21 protein-coding genes are annotated in these 19,592 nt (G+C 60.2%); 15 read left to right on the top strand and 6 right to left on the bottom strand.

Annotated features, from left to right (window positions below; translation table 11 throughout):
• The first annotated feature begins 134 nt into the window (after window positions 1–134).
• The 14 genes from flhD to cheY all read left to right on the top strand — a co-directional run bounded on the left by flhD (window position 135) and on the right by cheY (window position 13,047).
• A complete protein-coding gene (gene flhD / locus ACP7DE_RS12105; protein WP_353658013.1) occupies window positions 135–452 on the top strand; it encodes a flagellar transcriptional regulator FlhD in 318 nt (105 codons plus the stop codon).
• 39 nt (window positions 453–491) lie between these two features.
• A complete protein-coding gene (flhC, locus tag ACP7DE_RS12100) occupies window positions 492–1,055 on the top strand; it encodes a flagellar transcriptional regulator FlhC (RefSeq protein WP_426072322.1) in 564 nt (187 codons plus the stop codon).
• Window positions 1,056–1,158: 103 nt separating this feature from the next.
• The gene (locus ACP7DE_RS12095; protein WP_426072321.1) at window positions 1,159–1,920 is read left to right on the top strand and encodes a class I SAM-dependent methyltransferase; all 762 of its coding nucleotides are present in this window, start codon (window positions 1,159–1,161) and stop codon (window positions 1,918–1,920) included.
• 220 nt (window positions 1,921–2,140) lie between these two features.
• Entirely contained in the window at window positions 2,141–3,001 is an 861-nt protein-coding gene (motA, locus tag ACP7DE_RS12090) for a flagellar motor stator protein MotA (RefSeq protein ID WP_426072320.1), read from the top strand.
• A 58-nt stretch (window positions 3,002–3,059) separates the two neighbouring features.
• On the top strand, window positions 3,060–4,025 hold the full coding sequence (gene motB / locus ACP7DE_RS12085; protein WP_426072319.1) for a flagellar motor protein MotB: 966 nt from the start codon (window positions 3,060–3,062) through the stop codon (window positions 4,023–4,025).
• 46 nt (window positions 4,026–4,071) lie between these two features.
• Window positions 4,072–4,620, top strand: a complete 549-nt coding sequence (locus ACP7DE_RS12080; RefSeq protein ID WP_101480496.1) for a chemotaxis protein — start codon at window positions 4,072–4,074, stop codon at window positions 4,618–4,620.
• Window positions 4,621–4,703: 83 nt separating this feature from the next.
• Window positions 4,704–5,069, top strand: a complete 366-nt coding sequence (locus ACP7DE_RS12075; protein ID WP_034758362.1) for a response regulator — start codon at window positions 4,704–4,706, stop codon at window positions 5,067–5,069.
• Between the two features lie 43 nt (window positions 5,070–5,112).
• On the top strand, window positions 5,113–7,314 hold the full coding sequence (cheA, locus tag ACP7DE_RS12070) for a chemotaxis protein CheA (protein ID WP_426072318.1): 2,202 nt from the start codon (window positions 5,113–5,115) through the stop codon (window positions 7,312–7,314).
• Window positions 7,315–7,344: 30 nt separating this feature from the next.
• A complete protein-coding gene (locus tag ACP7DE_RS12065) occupies window positions 7,345–7,851 on the top strand; it encodes a chemotaxis protein CheW (protein WP_034758356.1) in 507 nt (168 codons plus the stop codon).
• A gap of 188 nt (window positions 7,852–8,039) precedes the next feature.
• The gene (locus ACP7DE_RS12060; RefSeq protein WP_426072317.1) at window positions 8,040–9,761 is read left to right on the top strand and encodes a methyl-accepting chemotaxis protein; all 1,722 of its coding nucleotides are present in this window, start codon (window positions 8,040–8,042) and stop codon (window positions 9,759–9,761) included.
• A gap of 71 nt (window positions 9,762–9,832) precedes the next feature.
• Window positions 9,833–10,705 (top strand): CheR family methyltransferase, encoded by an 873-nt coding sequence (locus ACP7DE_RS12055; protein WP_131687379.1) that lies wholly within the window; start codon window positions 9,833–9,835, stop codon window positions 10,703–10,705.
• A gap of 9 nt (window positions 10,706–10,714) precedes the next feature.
• On the top strand, window positions 10,715–11,323 hold the full coding sequence (gene cheD / locus ACP7DE_RS12050; protein WP_071078257.1) for a chemoreceptor glutamine deamidase CheD: 609 nt from the start codon (window positions 10,715–10,717) through the stop codon (window positions 11,321–11,323).
• A gap of 107 nt (window positions 11,324–11,430) precedes the next feature.
• Complete coding sequence (locus tag ACP7DE_RS12045; RefSeq protein ID WP_426072316.1) at window positions 11,431–12,501, top strand: protein-glutamate methylesterase/protein-glutamine glutaminase; 1,071 nt, start codon at window positions 11,431–11,433, stop codon at window positions 12,499–12,501.
• 147 nt (window positions 12,502–12,648) lie between these two features.
• Window positions 12,649–13,047, top strand: a complete 399-nt coding sequence (gene cheY, locus ACP7DE_RS12040; RefSeq protein WP_010396677.1) for a chemotaxis response regulator CheY — start codon at window positions 12,649–12,651, stop codon at window positions 13,045–13,047.
• A gap of 76 nt (window positions 13,048–13,123) precedes the next feature.
• On the opposite strand, the gene ACP7DE_RS12035 is transcribed toward cheY, so the two are convergent.
• Window positions 13,124–13,876: an SDR family oxidoreductase gene (locus ACP7DE_RS12035; protein ID WP_426072548.1), complete on the bottom strand. Its 753-nt coding sequence runs from the start codon at window positions 13,874–13,876 to the stop codon at window positions 13,124–13,126.
• A 292-nt stretch (window positions 13,877–14,168) separates the two neighbouring features.
• Here ACP7DE_RS12035 and ACP7DE_RS12030 point away from each other — a divergent pair, with 292 nt between their 5' ends.
• Entirely contained in the window at window positions 14,169–14,633 is a 465-nt protein-coding gene (locus ACP7DE_RS12030; RefSeq protein ID WP_426072315.1) for a hypothetical protein, read from the top strand.
• Window positions 14,634–14,672: 39 nt separating this feature from the next.
• Here ACP7DE_RS12030 and panC read toward each other — a convergent pair whose 3' ends face one another.
• The 5 genes from panC to metG all read right to left on the bottom strand — a co-directional run bounded on the left by panC (window position 14,673) and on the right by metG (window position 19,483).
• Complete coding sequence (gene panC, locus ACP7DE_RS12025) at window positions 14,673–15,512, bottom strand: pantoate--beta-alanine ligase (protein WP_426072314.1); 840 nt, start codon at window positions 15,510–15,512, stop codon at window positions 14,673–14,675.
• 54 nt (window positions 15,513–15,566) lie between these two features.
• A complete protein-coding gene (locus ACP7DE_RS12020) occupies window positions 15,567–16,493 on the bottom strand; it encodes a segregation and condensation protein A (protein ID WP_426072313.1) in 927 nt (308 codons plus the stop codon).
• 17 nt (window positions 16,494–16,510) lie between these two features.
• Window positions 16,511–16,720, bottom strand: coding sequence for a DUF3460 family protein (locus ACP7DE_RS12015; RefSeq protein ID WP_034778041.1), 210 nt, complete (start codon window positions 16,718–16,720; stop codon window positions 16,511–16,513).
• 107 nt (window positions 16,721–16,827) lie between these two features.
• Window positions 16,828–17,307: a GNAT family N-acetyltransferase gene (locus ACP7DE_RS12010; RefSeq protein ID WP_426072547.1), complete on the bottom strand. Its 480-nt coding sequence runs from the start codon at window positions 17,305–17,307 to the stop codon at window positions 16,828–16,830.
• A gap of 19 nt (window positions 17,308–17,326) precedes the next feature.
• Window positions 17,327–19,483, bottom strand: a complete 2,157-nt coding sequence (gene metG / locus ACP7DE_RS12005) for a methionine--tRNA ligase (protein ID WP_426072312.1) — start codon at window positions 19,481–19,483, stop codon at window positions 17,327–17,329.
• Window positions 19,484–19,592 lie beyond the last annotated feature (109 nt).

Below are 19,592 nucleotides of genomic sequence, written 5' to 3'. Positions count from 1 at the left end.
CTACGGTCCTGCCCGCCATTTCCCGACCAAAAATACAGTCCTTCGCCTCTGTTGCGTTTGATGTTGCTCCTGCAGAATGTATCTCACTGGCAACAAACAACGCCAGCTGAATTCAACGGATTGAGGAGATGGAAATGACTGCTAACGATATGATGGCTGAGATTCGCGACGCTAACCTGAGCTACCTGATGCTGGCCCAGCAAATGATTCGTGCGGACAAGGTAACGGCCATCTTCCGTTTGGGCATAGCCGCCGAAATCGCCGAATTGATCGAAGGCATGAGCAATGCGCAGATTCTGAAGCTCGCAGGCGGCAACATGATGCTGGCCCGCTTCCGCTTCGACGACGGCGCCATCCTGGGCATGTTGACGAACTACAATAAAGACCGCTCGCTGGCCCAGTCGCATGCCGCTATCCTGATGGCCGGCCAAGGCGTCGAAGAAATCGCCTAAGTTTTTAAATTTGTACTCGTCAGTCGCGGAGTAGTCAGCATGGCCAAGAAAAGTGTCGTATCGGAAGCGCAAGAAATCAAGCTGGCCATCGAGTTGATACAGCTGGGCGCGCGCCTGCAACTGCTGGAGACCGAAGTCTCGCTGTCGCGCGAACGCCTGCTGAACCTGTACAAGGAATTGAAGGGCGTCTCGCCGCCCAAGGGCATGCTGCCCTTTTCCACCGACTGGTTCCTCACCTGGCAGCCGAATATCCATTCCTCACTGTTCATCAATATCCACAAATTCCTCGTCGACCACGCCGGCGCCACCGGCATCGAAGCCGTGATGAAGGCGTATAAACTGTATCTGGAGCAAATGCCGCCAGAGGCCGGTGAAGAGCCGCAACTGTCGCTGACGCGGGCCTGGACCCTGGTGCGCTTTTTCAGCAGCAAGATGCTGAACATGGCGCCCTGCGGCAAGTGCGGCGGCAAGTTTGTCGTCAACTGCCTCGACCTGAACGCCGATTACGTCTGCGGCCTGTGCCACATGCCTTCGCGTGCAGGCAAGACCAAGAAGGCGCGCGATGAAGCGGCCGCAATCGCGTCGCCGAGTGTGATCGCCTGAGACTGCCCCCGCATCGTTCAAGCCGGAGCCGGTCGCCAGACCGGACTCCGGCTTTTTCATGGTGCTTTCGCTTACACTGGCGTTTTCCTCCGATGACTGTCCCATGCTGCAACAAATCCTGCGCGCGCCCGCGCTCAAGGCCATCCTGATCCAGGTGCTGGCCTTTCCCTTGATGTTGCTATTAGTATATGGCCTGGCGCGTGTGGGCCTGGCCATGTCGTTGCCGGTCGTCGCCTTGCTGCAGGGCGTGCTGGCGGCGCTTATTACCTGGCGCGCGGGCTTGGCGCGCTGGTGGTGCGCCATCGGCCTGCTGTTTGCGCCTGCGCTGCTGGCGGCCAGCTTGTTGCACTGGCCCCCGGCCGTGTTCCTGGCGGCCTTTGTCTTCCTGCTGAGCCTGTATTGGTCCACGTTTCGCACGCAAGTGCCGTTTTATCCGTCCGGGCCGCGCGTATGGCGTGCGGTTGCCGAGCTGATTGTGGACCGTCCCGGCGTGCGCCTGATCGATATAGGCAGCGGCCTGGGCGGCCTGGTGCTGGACTTGGCGCGGCGCCGGCCCGATGGGCAGTTTTCCGGCATTGAACTGGCGCCGCTGCCGTGGCTGGCAAGCCTCTTGCGCGCGCGGCTGTCGGGGAGCCGCGCGCGCTTCCTGCGCGGCGACTACGAAGCGCTCGATTTCAGCCGCTACGACGCGGTCTTTGCTTACCTGTCGCCAGCGGCGATGGCGGCCCTGTGGCGCAAGGCGGAAAGGGAGATGTTGCCCGGTAGCATGCTTCTTAGTTACGAATTCCAGATTGCGGCACGCGAACCCGATAAGACCATCGCCGCCACAGAGGGTGGCCCTTTGCTTTACATATGGTGCTTTTAAGCAATTGTCTGCGTTATTTGCTTGCCCGGAGGGCGATCTCACGTTATTGTAGTTCCACACGGCATTTTCTCGGAATTGCATTGAAAAGCGACGCATTTCAATTGACTTTCGGTCACTTTTTTTGCCGCTGTCTTCGTCGGCGGCACAGTCGCCAGAGGGCAGGAACGGGTTTGAACATGCCGGGCACACAGTCCCGGCCTTTATTGGGAGTCAGGGCACTTTGTTAGTCATAATCGGATACATCATCGTCTGCGCCTCGGTCTTTGGCGGCTTCGCAATGGCCGGCGGCCATCTGGCGGCGCTGTTCCAGCCGCTGGAGTTGCTGATGATCGGCGGCGCCGCCCTGGGCGCCTTCCTTGTTGGTAACAATAACAAGGCCATCAAGGCGACGATCGCCGCCTTGCCCAGCCTGTTCAAGGGTTCGCGCTATACCAAAGAGCTGTACATGGAACTGATGTCGCTGCTGTTCGAAGTGCTCAGCAAGGTGCGCAAGGAAGGCTTGATGTCGATCGAAGGCGATATCGACAAACCCGAAGAGAGCCCCCTGTTTTCCAAGTATCCGGCCGTGCTTGCCGATCACCACATCGTCGAATTCATGACCGACTACCTGCGCCTGATGGTATCAGGCAATATGGATGCCTTCCAGATCGAAAACCTGATGGACAACGAAATCGAGACGCACCATCACGAAGGCGCCGTGCCGGCCCACGTGATTGCCAAGGTGGGCGACGGCTTGCCCGCTTTCGGTATCGTCGCCGCCGTCATGGGCGTGGTGCACACGATGGAATCGGTGGGCATACCCCCAGCCGAGCTGGGCATGCTGATCGCGCACGCGCTGGTCGGCACCTTCCTCGGCATCTTGCTGGCCTACGGTTTCGTGGGGCCGCTGGCCAGCTTGCTGGAGCAGAAGCTGGATGAGTCGAGCAAGATGTTCCAGTGCGTCAAAGTGACCTTGCTGGCCAGCTTGAACGGCTATGCGCCGGCGCTGGCCGTGGAGTTCGGCCGCAAGGTCCTGTTCTCGACCGAGCGCCCGACGTTCAACGAGTTGGAAGACCACATCAAGAAATCGAAAACGAAGTAAGCAGTGAATATACGCCTGGACACCATGAGTCATTTGCAGCACACGGAAGGGGGACGCCATGGCCGATGAAGGCATGCGCCCGATTATCGTCAAGCGTATCAAGAAAACGGCTGGCGGCCACCATGGCGGGGCGTGGAAAATCGCTTACGCCGATTTTGTCACGGCCATGATGGCCTTCTTCCTGCTGATGTGGCTATTGGGTTCCACGTCGAAGGGCGACTTGAACGGCATTTCCGAATTCTTCAAGACGCCCCTGAAAGTGGCGATGGCGGGCGGTTCCGGCAGCGGCGAGAGCAATTCCGTGATCCAGGGCGGCGGCCAGGACCTGTCACGCCAGGATGGACAAGTGCGCAAGGCGCAGGAAGAGCAGCAGCGCAAGTCGTTTGACCTCAATTCCGCCAAGGCCGCGCTCGAACGCGAGGAAGGCCGGCGCCTGCAGGCGCTCAAGGCGCGCATTGAGGCGACCATCGATGCCAATCCCCTGCTGAAAAAATACAAGAACCAATTGCTGCTCGATATTACCAGCGAAGGTTTGCGCATCCAGATCGTCGACGAGCAAAATCGTCCGATGTTTGCGCTCGCCAATGCGAATCTGCAACCCTATACCAAGGAAATCCTGCACGCCATCGGCTTCGTGCTCAATGAAGTACCGAATCGCATCGGCCTGTCCGGGCACACGGATTCGACGCCCTACATGAGCGATGCCGGCTACAGCAACTGGGAATTGTCGGCTGACCGCGCAAATGCGTCGCGGCGCGAACTGGTGATTGGCGGCATGAAGGAAGAAAAAGTATTGCGCGTGGTGGGACTGGGCTCGGCCGCCCACCTGGACAAGCTCGATCCCTTCAATCCGATCAACCGGCGCATCAGCATCATTGTCATGAACAAACGCACGGAAGAAAATGTTCTGCGCGATGGGTCGGCGATCGAGCTGCCGGTGACCGATGCCGCTTCCGCCGCTATCGCTTCAGGGCTGGCGGCGGGTGCGCCGCCCGCTCCCATCCCGGCAGCGGCGAAAAAATGACATGCAAGGCTGTCTACGCGTGGTGTATTGAAACAATGAGACCTTTATGACAAGAAAGAAAATACTTGGCTCGCATGTAAAACGCCTGCTGTCTGGCGTGTCGGACCATGGCCGCAAGCACTTGACGGAGGTGGAAACCGACCTGGTGCAGACCGGCATCTTGCTGGAAGAGGCGATCGAGAAGCTGTCCTTCAATTTCATGGCGATACACGCAGCCGTCGCTGCGCAGCAAGATACCATCGCCATGCTGCTCGAAGGCGGTATTCCGGCCGAGCAGCAGCGGGAAAAACTGCTGGCGTTGCAGGACGAAGTGGGAGGCTACGTGAATGCCGCCATCACCAGCCTGCAGTTCCAGGACATGACCAGTCAGCTGATCGAGCGCACCTTGAAACGGGTGACGGGCTTGCGCGAGTTCCTCGGTACCTTGGGCTCGCATGGCGCGGAGATGTTGCCGGAGAGCGACAATGAAGAAATTGTCGCCTTGCTGGGACGGGTCAGCATGGCGCTGGCGATTCAAAGCCTGGAGTTGCGCAGCGTGCTGCGCAAGGCTGTCAGTCAACAGCATTTGGAAAGTGGCGACATCGAGCTGTTCTAGCATGCCAATACGGAACGCTTGCGGTTGCATGGATTGATTAATCAAATACTCGGGCAGGATGCCCGGAATAAGTGGGAGCAAAGATGGCCAAAACGATACTTGCAGTGGACGATTCCAGCTCATTGCGCCAGATGGTGGCGTTCAGTCTGAAAGCCGCCGGTTACCAGGTGGTGGAGGCCGTCGATGGCCAGGACGGACTGGAAAAAGCCAAGCTGCAAACCGTGGACCTGGTATTGACGGACCAGAACATGCCGCGCATGGATGGCCTGGAGCTGATCAAACTGCTGCGCGAACTGCCGACGTACCAGAAGGTGCCCATCCTGATGCTGACGACGGAGTCGTCGGACGAAATGAAGTCGAAAGGACGTGCCGCCGGCGCCAATGGCTGGCTGGTCAAGCCCTTCGATCCGCAACGCCTGATCGAAGTGGTCAAGAAGGTGATCGGCTGATGCCAGTCGCGCAGCGCAACGATGCAATTGACGGAGTCACCCTATGACCATCGATATTAGCCAGTTTTTTCAGGTCTTTTTCGATGAGGCCGAAGAACTGCTGGCTGAAAAAGAACGGCTGTTGCTGGCCGTTGATATTGCGGCGCCCGACGCCGAAGACCTGAATGCCATTTTCCGCACCGCCCATTCGATCAAGGGCGGCGCATCGACGTTCGGCCTGAGCGACATGAGCGAGGTGACGCACATCCTCGAGTCGCTGCTCGACCGCATCCGCCAGGGCCAGATGGCCCTGACGGCGGAACACGTCGACGCCTTTTTGGCCGCCAAGGACATCCTCAAGATGCAGCTCGACGGCCATCGCCTGGGCAGCGCCGTCGACCAGGATGCCGTGGCCAATGTGCGCATGATGCTGCAGTCGTTCTCGCAGGACGTACCCGTGGCCGCGCTCACGCCTGTCGCGCCGGCCTTCCATACGACGGAAAAGGCAGCCGTCAGCCACGCCGGTGGCCAGCGCTACCGCCTGGAACTGCCGAAGATGGAAGAGCGCGAAGTCGAGGCGCTGGCGGCCGAACTGGGCTTGCTGGGCGATGTCGCCGTGTCCACCCTGGCCGACGCACGCAAGGTGCTGGAAGTGACGACGCATGAAAGCCTGGACGATATCCTGGCCATCTGCTCGTTCGTGCTCAATCCCGACGACATGGTGATCACGCAGGCGCCGCCATTGGCGCCAGGCGAAGCCGAAGCGGCCCGCGCGGCGCAGGAAAAAGCCCAGGGCTATGGTTTCTTCGACCCCCTGCCAGGGGCGCCTGCCGCTCAGGGCGCGATGGACCCCGGCTATGGTTTCTTCCAGCCGCTCGAGGACATCCGCGCCGCCGCCGGTGTACAGAGCGACGCCGAACAGGGCTATGGTTTCTTCCAGCCTTTGGCCCAGATCCGCGCCGATGCCGCCAAGGCGGGCAACGCCGGCGCTGCCGGCGGGCCGGCCGTGGCGAGCGCCGCGACCGAGGTGGAGCCGGAAAAGAAACCGGCCAAAAAAGAGGGCGAGAAGGCCGGTACCGAATCGTCGTCGATCCGCGTCTCGATTGAAAAAGTCGACCAGCTGATCAACCTGGTGGGCGAGTTGGTGATCACGCAGGCGATGATCGAGCAGCGCGCCGGTGCGCTCGACCCGATGCTGCACGAGAAACTGCTCGACAGCGTCAGCCACCTGACGCGCAATACGCGCGACTTGCAGGAAGCGGTGATGTCGATCCGCATGATGCCGATGGATTTCGTCTTTTCGCGCTTCCCGCGCATGGTACGCGACCTGGCGACCAAGTTGGGCAAGAAGGTCGATTTCATCACCAATGGCGCCGCCACGGAACTGGACAAGGGCCTGATTGAGCGCATCGTCGATCCGCTGACGCACCTGGTGCGCAACAGCATCGACCACGGCGTGGAAATGCCGGCCGCCCGCGTGGCCGCCGGCAAGACTGAGGCCGGTCGTTTGTTCCTCTCGGCCAGCCACCAGGGCGGCAACATCATCATCGAAGTTTCCGATGATGGCGCGGGGCTGAACCGCGAGCGCATCCTGGCCAAGGCGCAGCAGCAGGGACTGGACGTGTCCGAGACGATGAGTGACGCCGACGTGTGGCAGCTTATCTTCGCGCCCGGCTTTTCCACCGCCGAAGCGGTCACCGACGTGTCGGGCCGCGGCGTGGGCATGGATGTCGTCAAGCGCAATATCAGCGCCATGGGCGGCGTGGTCGATATCCGTTCGGCGAAGGGTTTCGGCACGACGATTTCCATCTCGCTGCCGCTGACCCTGGCCATCCTGGACGGCATGTCGATCCGCGTCGGCGACGAAGTGTATATTTTACCGCTGGGCTTTGTCATCGAATCGTTGCAGCCAGCCGTTGAGGATATCAAGGACATCGCTGGCCGCGGGCAGGTGGTGAAAGTGCGTGGCGAATACCTGCCGCTGATTCCGCTGTACCAGATGTTCGATATCGTACCGCGCTTTACCAGTCCCTCGGAAGGTATCTGCGTGATTCTCGAGACGGAAGGGCGCAAGGCGGCCCTGTTTGTCGACGACCTGGTGGGACAACAGCAGGTCGTGGTGAAAAACCTCGAATCGAATTACCGCAAGGTGGTGGGCATTTCCGGCGCCACCATCCTGGGCGATGGCGGCGTGTCGCTGATTCTCGATGTCGCTGCCCTGATCCGTTCCTCTCGCCAGCTGGCCGACGAGTCCATTTTTTCGTAATACCGATAGATAAAGATAGGAAAACGCACCATGTCAGATACTCAACAAACATCCGGAAGCAATGCGGGCGACGGCAAGGACATCGCCGGCCGTGAATTCCTGGCCTTTACCCTGGGCTCCGAAGAGTACGGCATCGATATCCTGAAGGTCCAGGAAATCCGTGGGTATGAAGCGGTCACGCGCATCGCCAACGCGCCTGAATTCATCAAGGGCGTGATCAACCTGCGCGGCATCATCATTCCCGTGGTCGACATGCGCATCAAGTTCAACCTGGGCACGCCCGTGTACGACCAGTTCACGGTGGTGATTATCCTGAACATCGGCGGTCGTATCGTCGGCATGGTGGTCGACAGCGTCTCCGACGTCACGACCCTGACGCCGGAGCAGGTCAAGCCGGCGCCGGAAATGGGCACCGCCTTCTCGACCGACTACATGATCGGCCTGGGTACCATCGACGAGCGCATGCTGATCCTGGTCGATATCGACAAACTGATGTCGAGCAGCGAGATGGGCCTGATCGACAAGCTGGCGGCGTAAGCAGCCGGATGGCAGCAAGGCGGCGCCCGGTGCGCTGCCGTTTTGCCACGCAAAGTATCACTACAGATATGCATGTACCGGCGCGAGCAGAGGCGCGCCGGCAGGCTGCAAGGTCCGACAGAGACCAGGCCATAACACGGCGCCGTCCGGTTGAACGGGCGCCGTTCACATAAATATTGGAGACTGTAATGAGTTTGCGCGATTTCAAGATAGGCACCCGGCTGGGGATAGGTTTTGGCAGCATCCTCGCCATCCTGGTGGTGGTGATCGTTTCGGCGAATGCACTGAATTACCGTAACAAGGCCCAGTTGCTCACGGGCCTGGCACTGGCAAGCGAAAAGAATACGCAGGCGTCGCTGATGAAAAGTGCGATGCTGGAAACCGGTATCGCCATGCGCAATATCGGCCTGCAAGGCGATGTGGGCCTGATGCAGGTGGAAGAGGGCAAGGTGCGCGAGCAGCGCAAGCTGTACGACGGCGCGCGCGGCAAGCTGGCCAGCCTGGGCCTGTCCGAGGGCGAGAAGGCGCTGCTGGCCAATATCGCCAAGGTCGATGGCGAAGTCGATGCTGCTTTCAAGGAAGCGATGGGGCAGGTGCTGGCGTTTAACAGCGAGGGTGCGGCAAAGGTGATTGCCACCCGCATCGACCCCTTGAACAAGACGACCCTGGCCGATATCAACAAGCTGCTCGACTTGCAGCATGTGGCGCAGCAAAGCTTCATGGACGACTCGCTGGCGGCCGATGCGCGCCTGATGACAGTACTCTTCATCCTGGGCGGCGCGGCGGTGGCGATCGGCGCCTGGTGCGCCATCTTCATCACGCGCTCGATCACGGTGCCGCTGTCCGGTGCCGTGGCGGTAGCGCAAAAGGTGGCAGCCGGCGAGCTGACAGCGCGCGTGGTGGTCGAGGGCAAGGATGAAACGAGCGCGTTGCAACAGGCGCTCAAGGACATGAACGAGAGCCTGGTGCAAACGGTCAGCGACGTGCGCAATGGGACGGACACCATCACCGTGGCGTCGCGCGAGATCGCCAGCGGCAATGCGGACCTGTCGGCGCGCACGGAAACGCAAGCCAGTTCGCTCGAAGAGACGGCGTCGTCGATGGAAGAGCTGACGTCGACCGTGAAGCAGAATGCGGACAACGCGCGCCAGGCCAACCAGCTGGCCGTGTCGGCATCGTCGGTGGCGGAGCAGGGCGGCAAGGTAGTGGCGCAAGTGGTCGACACCATGGGTTCCATCAAGGACAGTTCGCGCAAGATTGTCGATATTATCGGCGTCATTGACGGCATTGCTTTCCAGACGAATATCCTGGCGTTGAATGCGGCCGTCGAAGCGGCGCGCGCAGGCGAGCAGGGACGCGGTTTTGCGGTGGTGGCGTCCGAAGTGCGTAATTTGGCCCAACGGTCCGCTGGCGCAGCGAAAGAGATCAAGGGCCTGATCGGCGACTCGGTCGACAGGGTTGATGCCGGCAGTCGCCTGGTGGATGAGGCGGGACAGACCATGGGGCTGATCGTCACGTCGATCCGGCAGGTGGCCGACATCATGGGCGAGATCACGGCGGCAACGCAGGAACAGAGCCATGGCATCGAGGAAGTCAACCAGGCCATCGCGCAGATGGACCAGATGACGCAGCAAAATGCGGCGCTGGTGGAGGAAGCGGCGGCCGCCGCCGAGAGCATGCAGGAGCAGGCGCAGAAACTGGCCGACGCCGTCAGCATCTTCAAGCTGGACGGCGAGAGCGCGGTGCAGGCGGCCATGCCCGCGCCCGCACCCGTGCCGGTGAAAGCGGCACGGCCGGCACCGGCAGTGGCGGCAACTACACGGCGGTTGGCAAAGGCGGCGCAAGCCGGCGCGCCACCGCCCGCGAAAAAGCTGGCGGCGGCCGGCGGCGACGATTGGGAAGAGTTCTGACGCCAACCCGGTCCCGCTAGTTATACTTGCAAAGGCATTGGTCAGAGTAGTCATAGAGAGGTAAAAACAAAATGCCGCAAACTAAAACGGATTCGGTCAAGGAATTTGATTTCACCGGCAAGGACTTCGAACGGGTCCGCGCCATGATTTACAAGCGGGCCGGCATTGCGCTGGCCGACAGCAAGCAGGAGATGGTCTACAGCCGCCTGGCGCGGCGCCTGCGCGCGACCGGCATCTCCTCGTTCGTCCGCTACCTGGACGACCTGGAAGCGGGTCGCATGGGCGACGAGTGGGAAGCGTTCACGAATGCGCTGACGACCAACTTGACGTCGTTCTTCCGCGAGGCGCATCACTTCCCGCTGCTGGCCGAGCATGTGAAAAAATTGAACGGGCCGATCACCATCTGGTGTTCGGCCAGTTCCACCGGCGAGGAGCCGTACTCGATCGCCATGACGGTGTGCGAGGCGTTCAATACGCTCACGCCGCCGGTGACCATCATCGCCACGGACATCGACACGAATGTGCTGGCCACGGCCGCCAATGGCGTCTACAACCTGGACCGGCTCGACAAGATGCCGGCCGACCGTGCGCGGCGCTTTTTCTTGCGCGGCAAGGGCGACCGCGAGGGGCAGGTGCGGGTGCGCCCGGAACTGCGCCAGATGATCACCTTCAAGCCGCTCAACCTGCTGGCCGACAGTTGGCCATTGACGGGCCAGTTCGACGTCATCTTTTGCCGTAACGTGATGATTTATTTTGACAAGGCGACGCAGCGCAAGATCCTGTCGCGCTTTGTGCCATTGATGAAGCCTGATGCCCTGCTGTTTGCGGGCCATTCGGAGAATTTCCTGTACGTGTCGGATTCATTGAAGCTGCGCGGTAAAACAGTCTATGAGCTCGACCAGCCTCGGGGCGCCGCGCCCAAGGCATCGTCGCATCGTACATGAGAGTGAAATATGAGCCTGGAATCCAAAGAGCAATTTGCCACTAACGTCTATTACGACAGGACGTTCAATTGTGACGCCGCCAAGATTTTGCCTGGCGAGTATTACTTTACCAACAAGGACATGCTGATCGTCACCGTGCTCGGCTCCTGCGTCTCGGCCTGCATCCGCGACCGTGTCACGGGCCTGGGCGGCATGAACCATTTCATGCTGCCCGACGGCGGCAGCGATCCGAATAGTCCGATCTCCGCATCGATGCGCTATGGCACTTACGCCATGGAGATACTAATCAACGATCTGTTGAAAGCTGGTGCGCGGCGCGAAAACATGGAAGCGAAAGTGTTTGGCGGCGGCGCCGTGCTGCGCGGCTTCACGGCGATCAACGTCGGTGAACGCAATGCGGCCTTCGTCATCAATTACCTGAAGGCGGAAAAGATGCGCGTGGTGGCCGAGGACTTGAATGACATCCACCCGCGCAAGGTGTATTTTTTCCCCCGCAGCGGCAAGGTCCTGGTGAAAAAGCTGATGCAGACGCACAACGACACTCTGGTGCGCCGCGAACTCGATTATGCAAGCCGTCTCAAGGTTGCCCCGGTGGGCGGCGAGATCGAATTGTTTTAAGCGCCGGACCAAACCTGCCGCGCGTCGCGCTTTGCGGCCTGCGACAGTTTTGTCGGACGTGTTAATTTGATAAAGAATAAGGGCCGCAAGGCCTGGAAGGGTATTTTATGAAGATCAAAGTATTGATCGTGGATGATTCGGCGCTGATTCGCAGCGTCATGACGGAAATCGTGAATAGTCAGCCCGATATGGAAGTGGTGGGGGCCGCGCCCGATCCGCTGGTGGCGCGCGAGATGATCAAGCAGACCAACCCTGACGTGCTGACCCTTGATGTCGAGATGCCGAAGATGGATGGCCTGGACTTCCTGGAAAAACTGATGCGCTTGCGTCCGATGCCGGTGCTGATGGTGTCGTCGCTGACCGAACGCGGTTCGGAAATCACCATGCGCGCGCTGGAACTGGGTGCCGTTGATTTCGTCACCAAGCCAAAAATTTCCATCCAGAGCGGCATGCGCGAGTACACCGACATGATCGCCGACAAGATCCGCGCCGCCTCGAAGGCGCGCATCCGCGCGCGCACTCTGCCGTCGGCTGGCGACAAGGTGACCGCACCGCTGCCTGCGCTGCGCAGTCCCTTGACGTCGAGCGAAAAGCTGATCATCGTGGGTGCTTCCACGGGCGGCACGGAAGCGATCCGCGAATTTTTGATGCAGATGCCGTCCGATTGCCCCGGCATCCTGATCACGCAGCACATGCCGGAAGGCTTTACGCGCTCGTTTGCGCGCCGCCTCGATTCGCTGTGCAAGATATCGGTGCAGGAAGCGGCAGGCGGCGAACGCGTGCTGCCCGGCCACGCCTACATCGCGCCCGGCCATTCTCACCTGACCCTGACGCGCAGCGGCGCCAACTACATGACCAAGATCGACCAGGGCGAACCGGTTAACCGTCACCGCCCCTCGGTCGATGTGCTGTTCCGTTCGGCCGCGCAATCGGCAGGCAAGAATGCCGTCGGCGTGATCCTGACCGGCATGGGCAAGGATGGCGCACAAGGCATGTTGGAGATGAAGGCCGCAGGAGCGTATAATTTTGCGCAGGATGAGGCCAGTTGCGTGGTATTCGGCATGCCGCGTGAGGCGATCGCCGTCGGTGCTACGCATGAGGTCGGCGCTTTGACGGCGCTGCCCGGCATGGTGCTGGGACACCTGGCTGCGCATGGCATGCGTGCTTTGCGCGTGTAAGCCACGTTTTGTATGATCTGGGGCAAGTTTGTTCGCCTAAAAGCAACGAAAATGCTATCCTACAACTTGCTGCCGTAGTGTCGACCATAATGTCGGCATTCATGTCGATATTATTAACAAACCGCTACAGAAACAACGGAGTTATTCATGGCTGATCCAAAGATGAAATTTTTAGTCGTTGACGATTTTTCGACGATGCGCCGCATTGTCCGGAATCTGTTGAAGGAACTGGGTTATGCCAACGTCGATGAGGCGGAAGACGGCGTGATGGGCCTGGCCAAGCTGCGCGCGGAATCTTACGATTTCGTCGTCTCGGACTGGAACATGCCTAATATGGATGGCCTGACGATGCTGCAGCATATCCGCGCCGATCCCGCACTGGCCAAGCTGCCCGTGCTGATGGTCACCGCCGAAGCGAAAAAAGAAAACATCATCGCCGCCGCGCAAGCTGGCGCCAGCGGTTATGTTGTCAAGCCGTTCACGGCCGCGACCCTCGATGAAAAGCTGAACAAGATTTTCGAGAAGCTGGAAAAAGCCGGCGCTTGATCACGGTTTGACCCACTTCAAAAAAACGCTGCCAGTTCGCACTGGCAGCGTTTTTTTTCGTCGGCTCGCAGCTTGCTTACACCAGGCCGCCGTTGGCGCGTAAAGTTTGTCCATTCACCCAGCGGCCATCGGGACCGGCCAAAAAGGCCACGGCGGCGGCGATGTCGTCAGGCGTACCCAGGCGCTCCAGGGGCGCCATCTTGCTCATGCGCTGTATCGTTTCTGCCGTCTTGCCGTTCAAGAACAGGGCCGTGGCCGTGGGGCCGGGGGCAATGGCGTTGACGGTGATGTTCTTGCCGCGCAATTCCTTGGCGAAGATATTCGTCATCGTCTCGATGGCGGCTTTGCTGGCGCCATACACGGAATAGCCGGGCAGGGCCAGGCCAATCACGCTGCTCGAGAAGTTGACCACGCTGCCGCCGTGGCGCAAGCGCGTCGCCGCCTGGCGCATGGTGTTGAAGCTGCCCTTGACGTTGACGGCGAACAGGCTGTTGAAGGTGGCGTCATCCGTGTCGGCCAGGGCAGGCAGCGCGGGCGGCATGATGCCGGCGTTGTTGATCAGCACGTCGATGCGGCCGAAGGCCGCTTCGGCCGCATCGAACAGTGCTTGCACGTCGCCCGCCTCGGCGACGTAGGCCTTGACCGCAATGGCGGTGCCGCCGTCGGCAAGAATGGTGGCCACCAGCTGTTCCGCCGCCTCCTTGCCGCTGGCGTAATTGACGACGACCTGCATGCCGTCGCGCGCCAGGCGGCAGGCGATGGCCGCGCCGATGCCGCGCGAGGCGCCTGTGACGATGGCGACCCTGGCTGGGGTGAGTATGGTATTCATCATGCTTCTCCTGTCGGGTGGGCGGCCCGTGCGGTGCTTCTGCGAGCCGGTATGGCGATTGTGATCTTTATTGTTGCGTGGATAAAGATGGGCGTCATGGTTTTAGTGTGCAATGAAGATTAACAATCCTGTTCAAGCCACTGTGCCGGTGGCCTGGCAAAAGCTGCCATGCAGCTAGTTGCGAAGTGGAATGAAATATTTCCCAAAGTTAACTTTACACGTCAACTAAAGTGGCTCATGATCGCTGCACTATTCCACCTCTGTCCCCGACCCCGACAAGAAGGAGCGCAACATGCGCCGAGCACCCGTATTATTCTTTGCCCTGAGCACGGCCTTGCTGGCAGCTTGCGGCGTGAGCCTTGAGCAAGCCAGCGTTGCACCCGCCGTCGTCGAGATGCAGCCCGGCGACGTCCAGGAGCCTGCCATACAGCCGGCAGCCGACGGCGATGGCCGGCATGCCTATCTGCACCGCGTGGGCGGTCATGATTATGTCAGCCTGAACCAGAATGGCCCGCAGGGCGGTTTACCGATACTCACAGGGGCGCAGCGCGGTGCGCACGCCATCCGCCTGCTGGCAGCCGATCCGGCGCAGGCACGGGCCATCCTGCGCAGCCTGAGGCTGCCCGCGAACCAGCGCAAGCTGTGGGCGGGACAGGAAATCGTGCTCGATTCAGCCAGCTATGACATGTTGCAAGCGGCACGCGGCCATCACAAGCCGCTGTTTGCCGAGCTCAAGCTGGTTGGAATCGAGAAGTAAGGGGAGAAACGGGGCCGAACGGCCCCGTTGTGCCTGCGTTTAAATTTCCAGGTTGTCGATCAGGCGCGTCTGCCCCAGTTTGGCAGCGGCCAGCACCACCAGCGGTTCGCCGGCGGCCAGTTCGGCGGCGCTCGGCGCCTGCAGGTTGGCGCGCTTGCGCACGGCGATGTAGTCCGATTTCCAGCTGCGGCCATCGAGCAGTTGCATGGCTGCCTGTTCCAGTTCGCCCACGGCCAAGTTACCCTTGCGCACTTCTTCGGCCACGAAATTAAGTCCCTTGTACAACTCCGGCGCTTCCGCGCGTTCGCTTTCCGACAAGTACATATTGCGCGAGGACAAAGCCAGGCCATCGTCGGCCCGATACGTTTCGGCGGCGATGATTTCTGTCGGCAGCGCGAATTGGCGCGCCATGTTGCGGATGATCATCAGTTGCTGGTAATCCTTCTTGCCGAACACGGCCACTCGTGGACCCACGCACGAAAACAGCTTGGTGACGACGGTGCACACGCCTTCGAAGAAGCCGGGGCGAAATTCCCCTTCCAGGGTATTGCCCAGGTCATCAGGCGGGCGTACGCGGTATTCCTGCGGCTCCGGATACAGTTCCTTTTCCGTCGGGGCGAACAGCACGTACACGCCTTCTTTTTCCAGCTTGGCGATATCGGCCGCCATGGTGCGCGGATATTTCTCGAAGTCTTCGTTCGGCCCGAATTGCAGGCGGTTCACGAAGATCGAGGCGACGACGGGGTCGCCATGCTTGCGCGCCAGGCGCATCAGCGACAGATGGCCTTCATGCAGGTTGCCCATGGTGGGGACGAACGCCGTGCGCAGCTGTCCGCTGAGCTGGTCGCGCAATTCTTCGATGTCGGAAATAATTTTCATGGATTGCTTTCGCTAAAACCCCGTTGTACGGTGGTCAGTGACAAAGGGAGGGGATCAGGCGGGCGAATACGCCAGCCGGACGTAGATGGGGGCAAACGGTTCTGCTTGCGTGATTTCGATCAGGGTTTCCTTGGCCAGTTCCAGCAGGGCCACGAAGTTGACCACCACCACGGGCACGCCGCCGGCAATGTCGAACAGCTCGCTGAACTCGACAAAGCGCGACGATTGCAAGTGGCGCAGGATGCTCGACATGTGCTCGCGCACGGACAGTTCCTGGCGGCTGATGCGGTGATGCTGGGTCAGCTTGGCGCGTTTCAGCACGTCGAGCCAGGCCTGCTGCAAGTCCACCGGCTCCACATCGGGCCAGGTAGGCGTCAGGCTTTGCTCGATGAAAATCTGCGTGCGCACGAAATCGCGCTCAAACTGCGGAATGGCGTTCAGGTCGTAGGCGGCCAGCTTGATTTGCTCGTACTCGAGCAGGCGGCGCACCAGTTCGGCTCGGGGATCGCCGCCATCTTCCTCAACGTCGCTCTTGCGCGATGGCAAGAGCATGCGCGACTTGATCTCGATCAACATGGCCGCCATCAACAGGTACTCGGCGGCCAGCTCCAGGTTGCGCACGCGGATCTGATCGACATACTTCAGATATTGCAGGGTGACCTGCGCCATCGGAATATCGAGAATGTTGAAGTTTTGCTTGCGGATCAGGTAGAGCAGCAAGTCGAGCGGGCCTTCGAAGGCTTCGAGGAAGATTTCCAGCGCGTCCGGCGGAATGTATAAATCCGTCGGCATGCGCAGCATGGGCTCGCCATACAGGCGGGCGATACCCAGGGGATCGGCGGCGGGCGCCGCGTCCGTGCTTGCAGATGTTGCAGGTTCGCCGCTGCCGTCGCCGTCAGCGACAGGTTCGGGCGACTCGATGACTGCGCCGGCACCGGAAGCGTCGGCTTCCGGCGTCACTGCAGACTCTTCAGGCAACATCGTGCCGGTTCCAGATCTTAGTTCTTGTTCTGGTAAACGTAGGCTTGTTGCTTGACAGCCGATGCCAGCTGACGTTCCTGCTCATCGATGCTGACGGCCGGCTTGTCCCACAGCAGGGCGCGACCCGCTTGCTGGCCCGCTTCCATGCCAGGGTTCTTGGCCTTCAGTTCGGCGATGAACAAGGTGTGGTCGGATACGTAGTTGTTGTGTTTTGCAGGCAGTTTCATATTCTCTTCTGAGTGTCTTATAGGTAAGGTCAGCCGGCCGTATTTTACCGCGCCGTGTTGCTTGGTGGGTTGTTGTATCGGCAAGTCCAGGGCGAAATTGCTAAAAATCAATAACGCAACAAACGCCGCATCACCATCGGCGCCGGTTCGGCGGGGTTGGCGTGCGAATATTCCAGTTCTTCGGCCAGGTCGAATTCGAAGGCCGCATAAAAATCGATCAACTTGCGCTGGTCGCGCCGCACCGCCAGGCGCAATTCCTCGGCCTGGCACGACAGACCGTGATGAATGATGGCTTCCAGCAAGTGCTGCGAGAGGTGGCTGCCCCGGTAGGCGGGCAGCACGCCCATGCGTGAAATCTTCCAGATGGCCGGATCGCTGTCGAGCGGCATCCAGCGCAGCGAACCGGCTGGAATGTCGTCGATCAACAACACAAAACCGCCGCCGTGGCGTAGCTGGGCTTGTACCTGCTGCGCCGTTTCGTGATGCCCGCTGGACGAGGCCGCGACCTTGCCGGCCCACGCAGCGCGGGTCAGATCGGCCATCAGTTGTGCATCGGCATTCGTTGCTTCGCGCACCACGATATTCATCATCGGTCCTTGTGGTGGCTTAACGGATGCGCATGCCAGGTTCGGCGCCTGGCCATGGGTTCAGGATGTAGATGCCCGGATTCGCCTTCTCGTCAGCGGCGGACGCGGCCATGACCATGCCCTCGGAAATGCCGAACTTCATCTTGCGCGGCGCCAGGTTGGCCACCAGTACCGTCAGCTTGCCGATCAGCTCTTCCGGTTGATACGCCGAACGAATGCCGGAGAACACATTGCGCAAGCGGCCTTCGCCCGCGTCCAGGGTCAGGCGCAGCAGCTTGTCGGAGCCGTCCACCAGTTCGCAGTTGACGATCTTCGCGATGCGCAGGTCGATCTTGAGGAAGTCGTCGATCTTGATCTCGGGCGCCAGCTCCTCGATGGCGGCCGCTTGCGCGGCAGGGATTGCGGCATCGTTGGCGGCGTCGCCGGCCGGTGCGGCAATGGCAGCGGCCGCTTGCGGTGCATCAAACAGCGCTTCGATCATCTTTGCATCCATGCGTGTCATCAAATGGCTGTAGGCGCCGATGGTACGGCCCAGCATGCTGTTCGACACTGCGTCGCCAAACACTTGCGTATCGGCCCAGGTGAATTGCTCGTCGTTGAGGAACGAGGCCACGTTCTTCGCCACGCCAGGCAGCACGGGCGACAGCAGAATCGTCAGCTGGCGGAACAGGATCAGCGCCGTGGTGCACACGTCGTGCAGCTCGGCCGTTTTTTCCGCATCCTTGGCCAAAATCCACGGTTTGTTTTCGTCGACATACTGGTTGGTGATATCGGCGATTTCCATGATTTCGCGCAAAGCCTTGCCGAATTCGCGGTTTTCAAAGTGTGCGGCGATGCTGGCCTGGCGCTCGACGATGACACCATTCATGTCCACCGTCAGTGCGCGGTTGATCCAGCTTTGCGCGCCTTCCGACAGCGACGCGGCCAGCTTGCCGTCGAAACGCTTGGCGATGAAGCCGGCGCAGCGGCTGGCGATGTTCACGTATTTGCCGATCAGGTCGCTGTTCACGCGGGCCACGAAGTCGTCGCCGTTGAAGTCCAGGTCTTCCACTTTCGAGTTCAGCTTGAAGGCGATGTAGTAACGCAGCCATTCCGGGTTCATGCCCAGGTCCAGGTAGCGCAGCGGCGAAATGCCCGTGCCGCGCGACTTCGACATTTTCTCGTTATTGACGGTCAGGAAGCCGTGAACATTGACTTTCAGTTTGTCGATTACGGGGTGGCCGGCAAATTTCAGCATGGCGGGCCAGAACAGCAAGTGGAAGGAAACGATGTCCTTGCCGATGAAGTGAATTTGTTCCGTGGCAGGATCGTTCAGCAGGGCGTCGAAATCGAGGCCTTTTTTGTCGCAATAATTTTTCAGGCTGGCCAGGTAGCCGACGGGCGCGTCCATCCACACATAGAAGAACTTGCCCGGCGCATCGGGAATCGGGATGCCGAAGTAAGGCGCGTCGCGCGAGATATCCCAGTCGGCGAGCTTTTCACCCGCTTCGCCCAGCCATTCGCTGACCTTGTTGACCATTTCCGGCTGCAAGCGGCCTGGCGTATTCAGCCAGCTTTTCAGGAATTCGAAACAGCGCGGGTCGGACAGCTTGAAGAAATACTGTTCCGACGGCTTCATCACGGGCGTCGCGTTGGTGAAGACCGAGAACGGGTTGACCAGGTCGGTTGGCTGGTAGGCCGCGCCGCATACTTCGCAATTGTCGCCGTACTGGTTCTTGGCGCCGCATTTCGGGCATTCGCCCTTGATGTTGCGGTCGGCCAGGAACATGCCCTTGACCGTATCGAAGAAGCGGTCGACGGTTTTCGTGACGATCAGACCCGTATCGCGCAGCTTGCGGTAGATCGATTGCGACAGGTCGACGTTTTCCGGCGAATCGGTCGAATACCAGTTATCGAAGGCGATATGGAAGCCATCGAGGTACTGGGCGCGGCCAGCGGCGATGTTGGCGACGAATTGCTGCGGCGTGATGCCTTCCTTTTCGGCTGCGATCATGATGGGCGTGCCATGCGTATCGTCGGCGCCCACAAAGTGCACTTCACGGCCGGCTGCGCCATCGCGTTGCATTCGCTGGAACCGGACCCAGATATCAGCCTGGATGTATTCCATGATGTGGCCAATGTGAAAAGCGGCGTTTGCGTAAGGCAGGGCAGTGGTGACGAACAGCTTGCGAGTCATGATTGATGCACTTTTGGGATGGATAATAGGACATTTTAACAGCGGAAAGGCAATATGAGCAGATGCAGCGCCGGCAAGTGACGCTTTTGTCTTGATCGCCCCTGGCGAT

It is taken from the genome of Janthinobacterium sp. DSP2-3-3 (assembly GCF_049897325.1).
In the GTDB taxonomy this organism is placed as follows: Bacteria; Pseudomonadota; Gammaproteobacteria; order Burkholderiales; family Burkholderiaceae_D; genus Janthinobacterium.
Note: the sequence above shows the minus strand (reverse complement) of the source record. Positions and strands in the feature narration are given on the sequence as shown.

Bases quoted from the DNA above. Each gene is read 5' to 3' on its own strand.
- flhD (WP_353658013.1), top strand. From the start codon at position 135: ATGACTGCTAACGATATGATGGCTGAGATTCGCGACGCTAACCTGAGC.
- flhC (WP_426072322.1), top strand. From the start codon at position 492: ATGGCCAAGAAAAGTGTCGTATCGGAAGCGCAAGAAATCAAGCTGGCC.
- ACP7DE_RS12095 (WP_426072321.1), top strand. From the start codon at position 1,159: ATGCTGCAACAAATCCTGCGCGCGCCCGCGCTCAAGGCCATCCTGATC.
- motB (WP_426072319.1), top strand. From the start codon at position 3,060: ATGGCCGATGAAGGCATGCGCCCGATTATCGTCAAGCGTATCAAGAAA.
- ACP7DE_RS12080 (WP_101480496.1), top strand. From the start codon at position 4,072: ATGACAAGAAAGAAAATACTTGGCTCGCATGTAAAACGCCTGCTGTCT.
- ACP7DE_RS12075 (WP_034758362.1), top strand. From the start codon at position 4,704: ATGGCCAAAACGATACTTGCAGTGGACGATTCCAGCTCATTGCGCCAG.
- cheA (WP_426072318.1), top strand. From the start codon at position 5,113: ATGACCATCGATATTAGCCAGTTTTTTCAGGTCTTTTTCGATGAGGCC.
- ACP7DE_RS12065 (WP_034758356.1), top strand. From the start codon at position 7,345: ATGTCAGATACTCAACAAACATCCGGAAGCAATGCGGGCGACGGCAAG.
- ACP7DE_RS12060 (WP_426072317.1), top strand. From the start codon at position 8,040: ATGAGTTTGCGCGATTTCAAGATAGGCACCCGGCTGGGGATAGGTTTT.
- ACP7DE_RS12055 (WP_131687379.1), top strand. From the start codon at position 9,833: ATGCCGCAAACTAAAACGGATTCGGTCAAGGAATTTGATTTCACCGGC.
- cheD (WP_071078257.1), top strand. From the start codon at position 10,715: ATGAGCCTGGAATCCAAAGAGCAATTTGCCACTAACGTCTATTACGAC.
- ACP7DE_RS12045 (WP_426072316.1), top strand. From the start codon at position 11,431: ATGAAGATCAAAGTATTGATCGTGGATGATTCGGCGCTGATTCGCAGC.
- cheY (WP_010396677.1), top strand. From the start codon at position 12,649: ATGGCTGATCCAAAGATGAAATTTTTAGTCGTTGACGATTTTTCGACG.
- ACP7DE_RS12035 (WP_426072548.1), bottom strand. From the start codon at position 13,876: ATGAATACCATACTCACCCCAGCCAGGGTCGCCATCGTCACAGGCGCC.
- ACP7DE_RS12030 (WP_426072315.1), top strand. From the start codon at position 14,169: ATGCGCCGAGCACCCGTATTATTCTTTGCCCTGAGCACGGCCTTGCTG.
- panC (WP_426072314.1), bottom strand. From the start codon at position 15,512: ATGAAAATTATTTCCGACATCGAAGAATTGCGCGACCAGCTCAGCGGA.
- ACP7DE_RS12020 (WP_426072313.1), bottom strand. From the start codon at position 16,493: ATGTTGCCTGAAGAGTCTGCAGTGACGCCGGAAGCCGACGCTTCCGGT.
- ACP7DE_RS12015 (WP_034778041.1), bottom strand. From the start codon at position 16,720: ATGAAACTGCCTGCAAAACACAACAACTACGTATCCGACCACACCTTG.
- ACP7DE_RS12010 (WP_426072547.1), bottom strand. From the start codon at position 17,307: ATGAATATCGTGGTGCGCGAAGCAACGAATGCCGATGCACAACTGATG.
- metG (WP_426072312.1), bottom strand. From the start codon at position 19,483: ATGACTCGCAAGCTGTTCGTCACCACTGCCCTGCCTTACGCAAACGCC.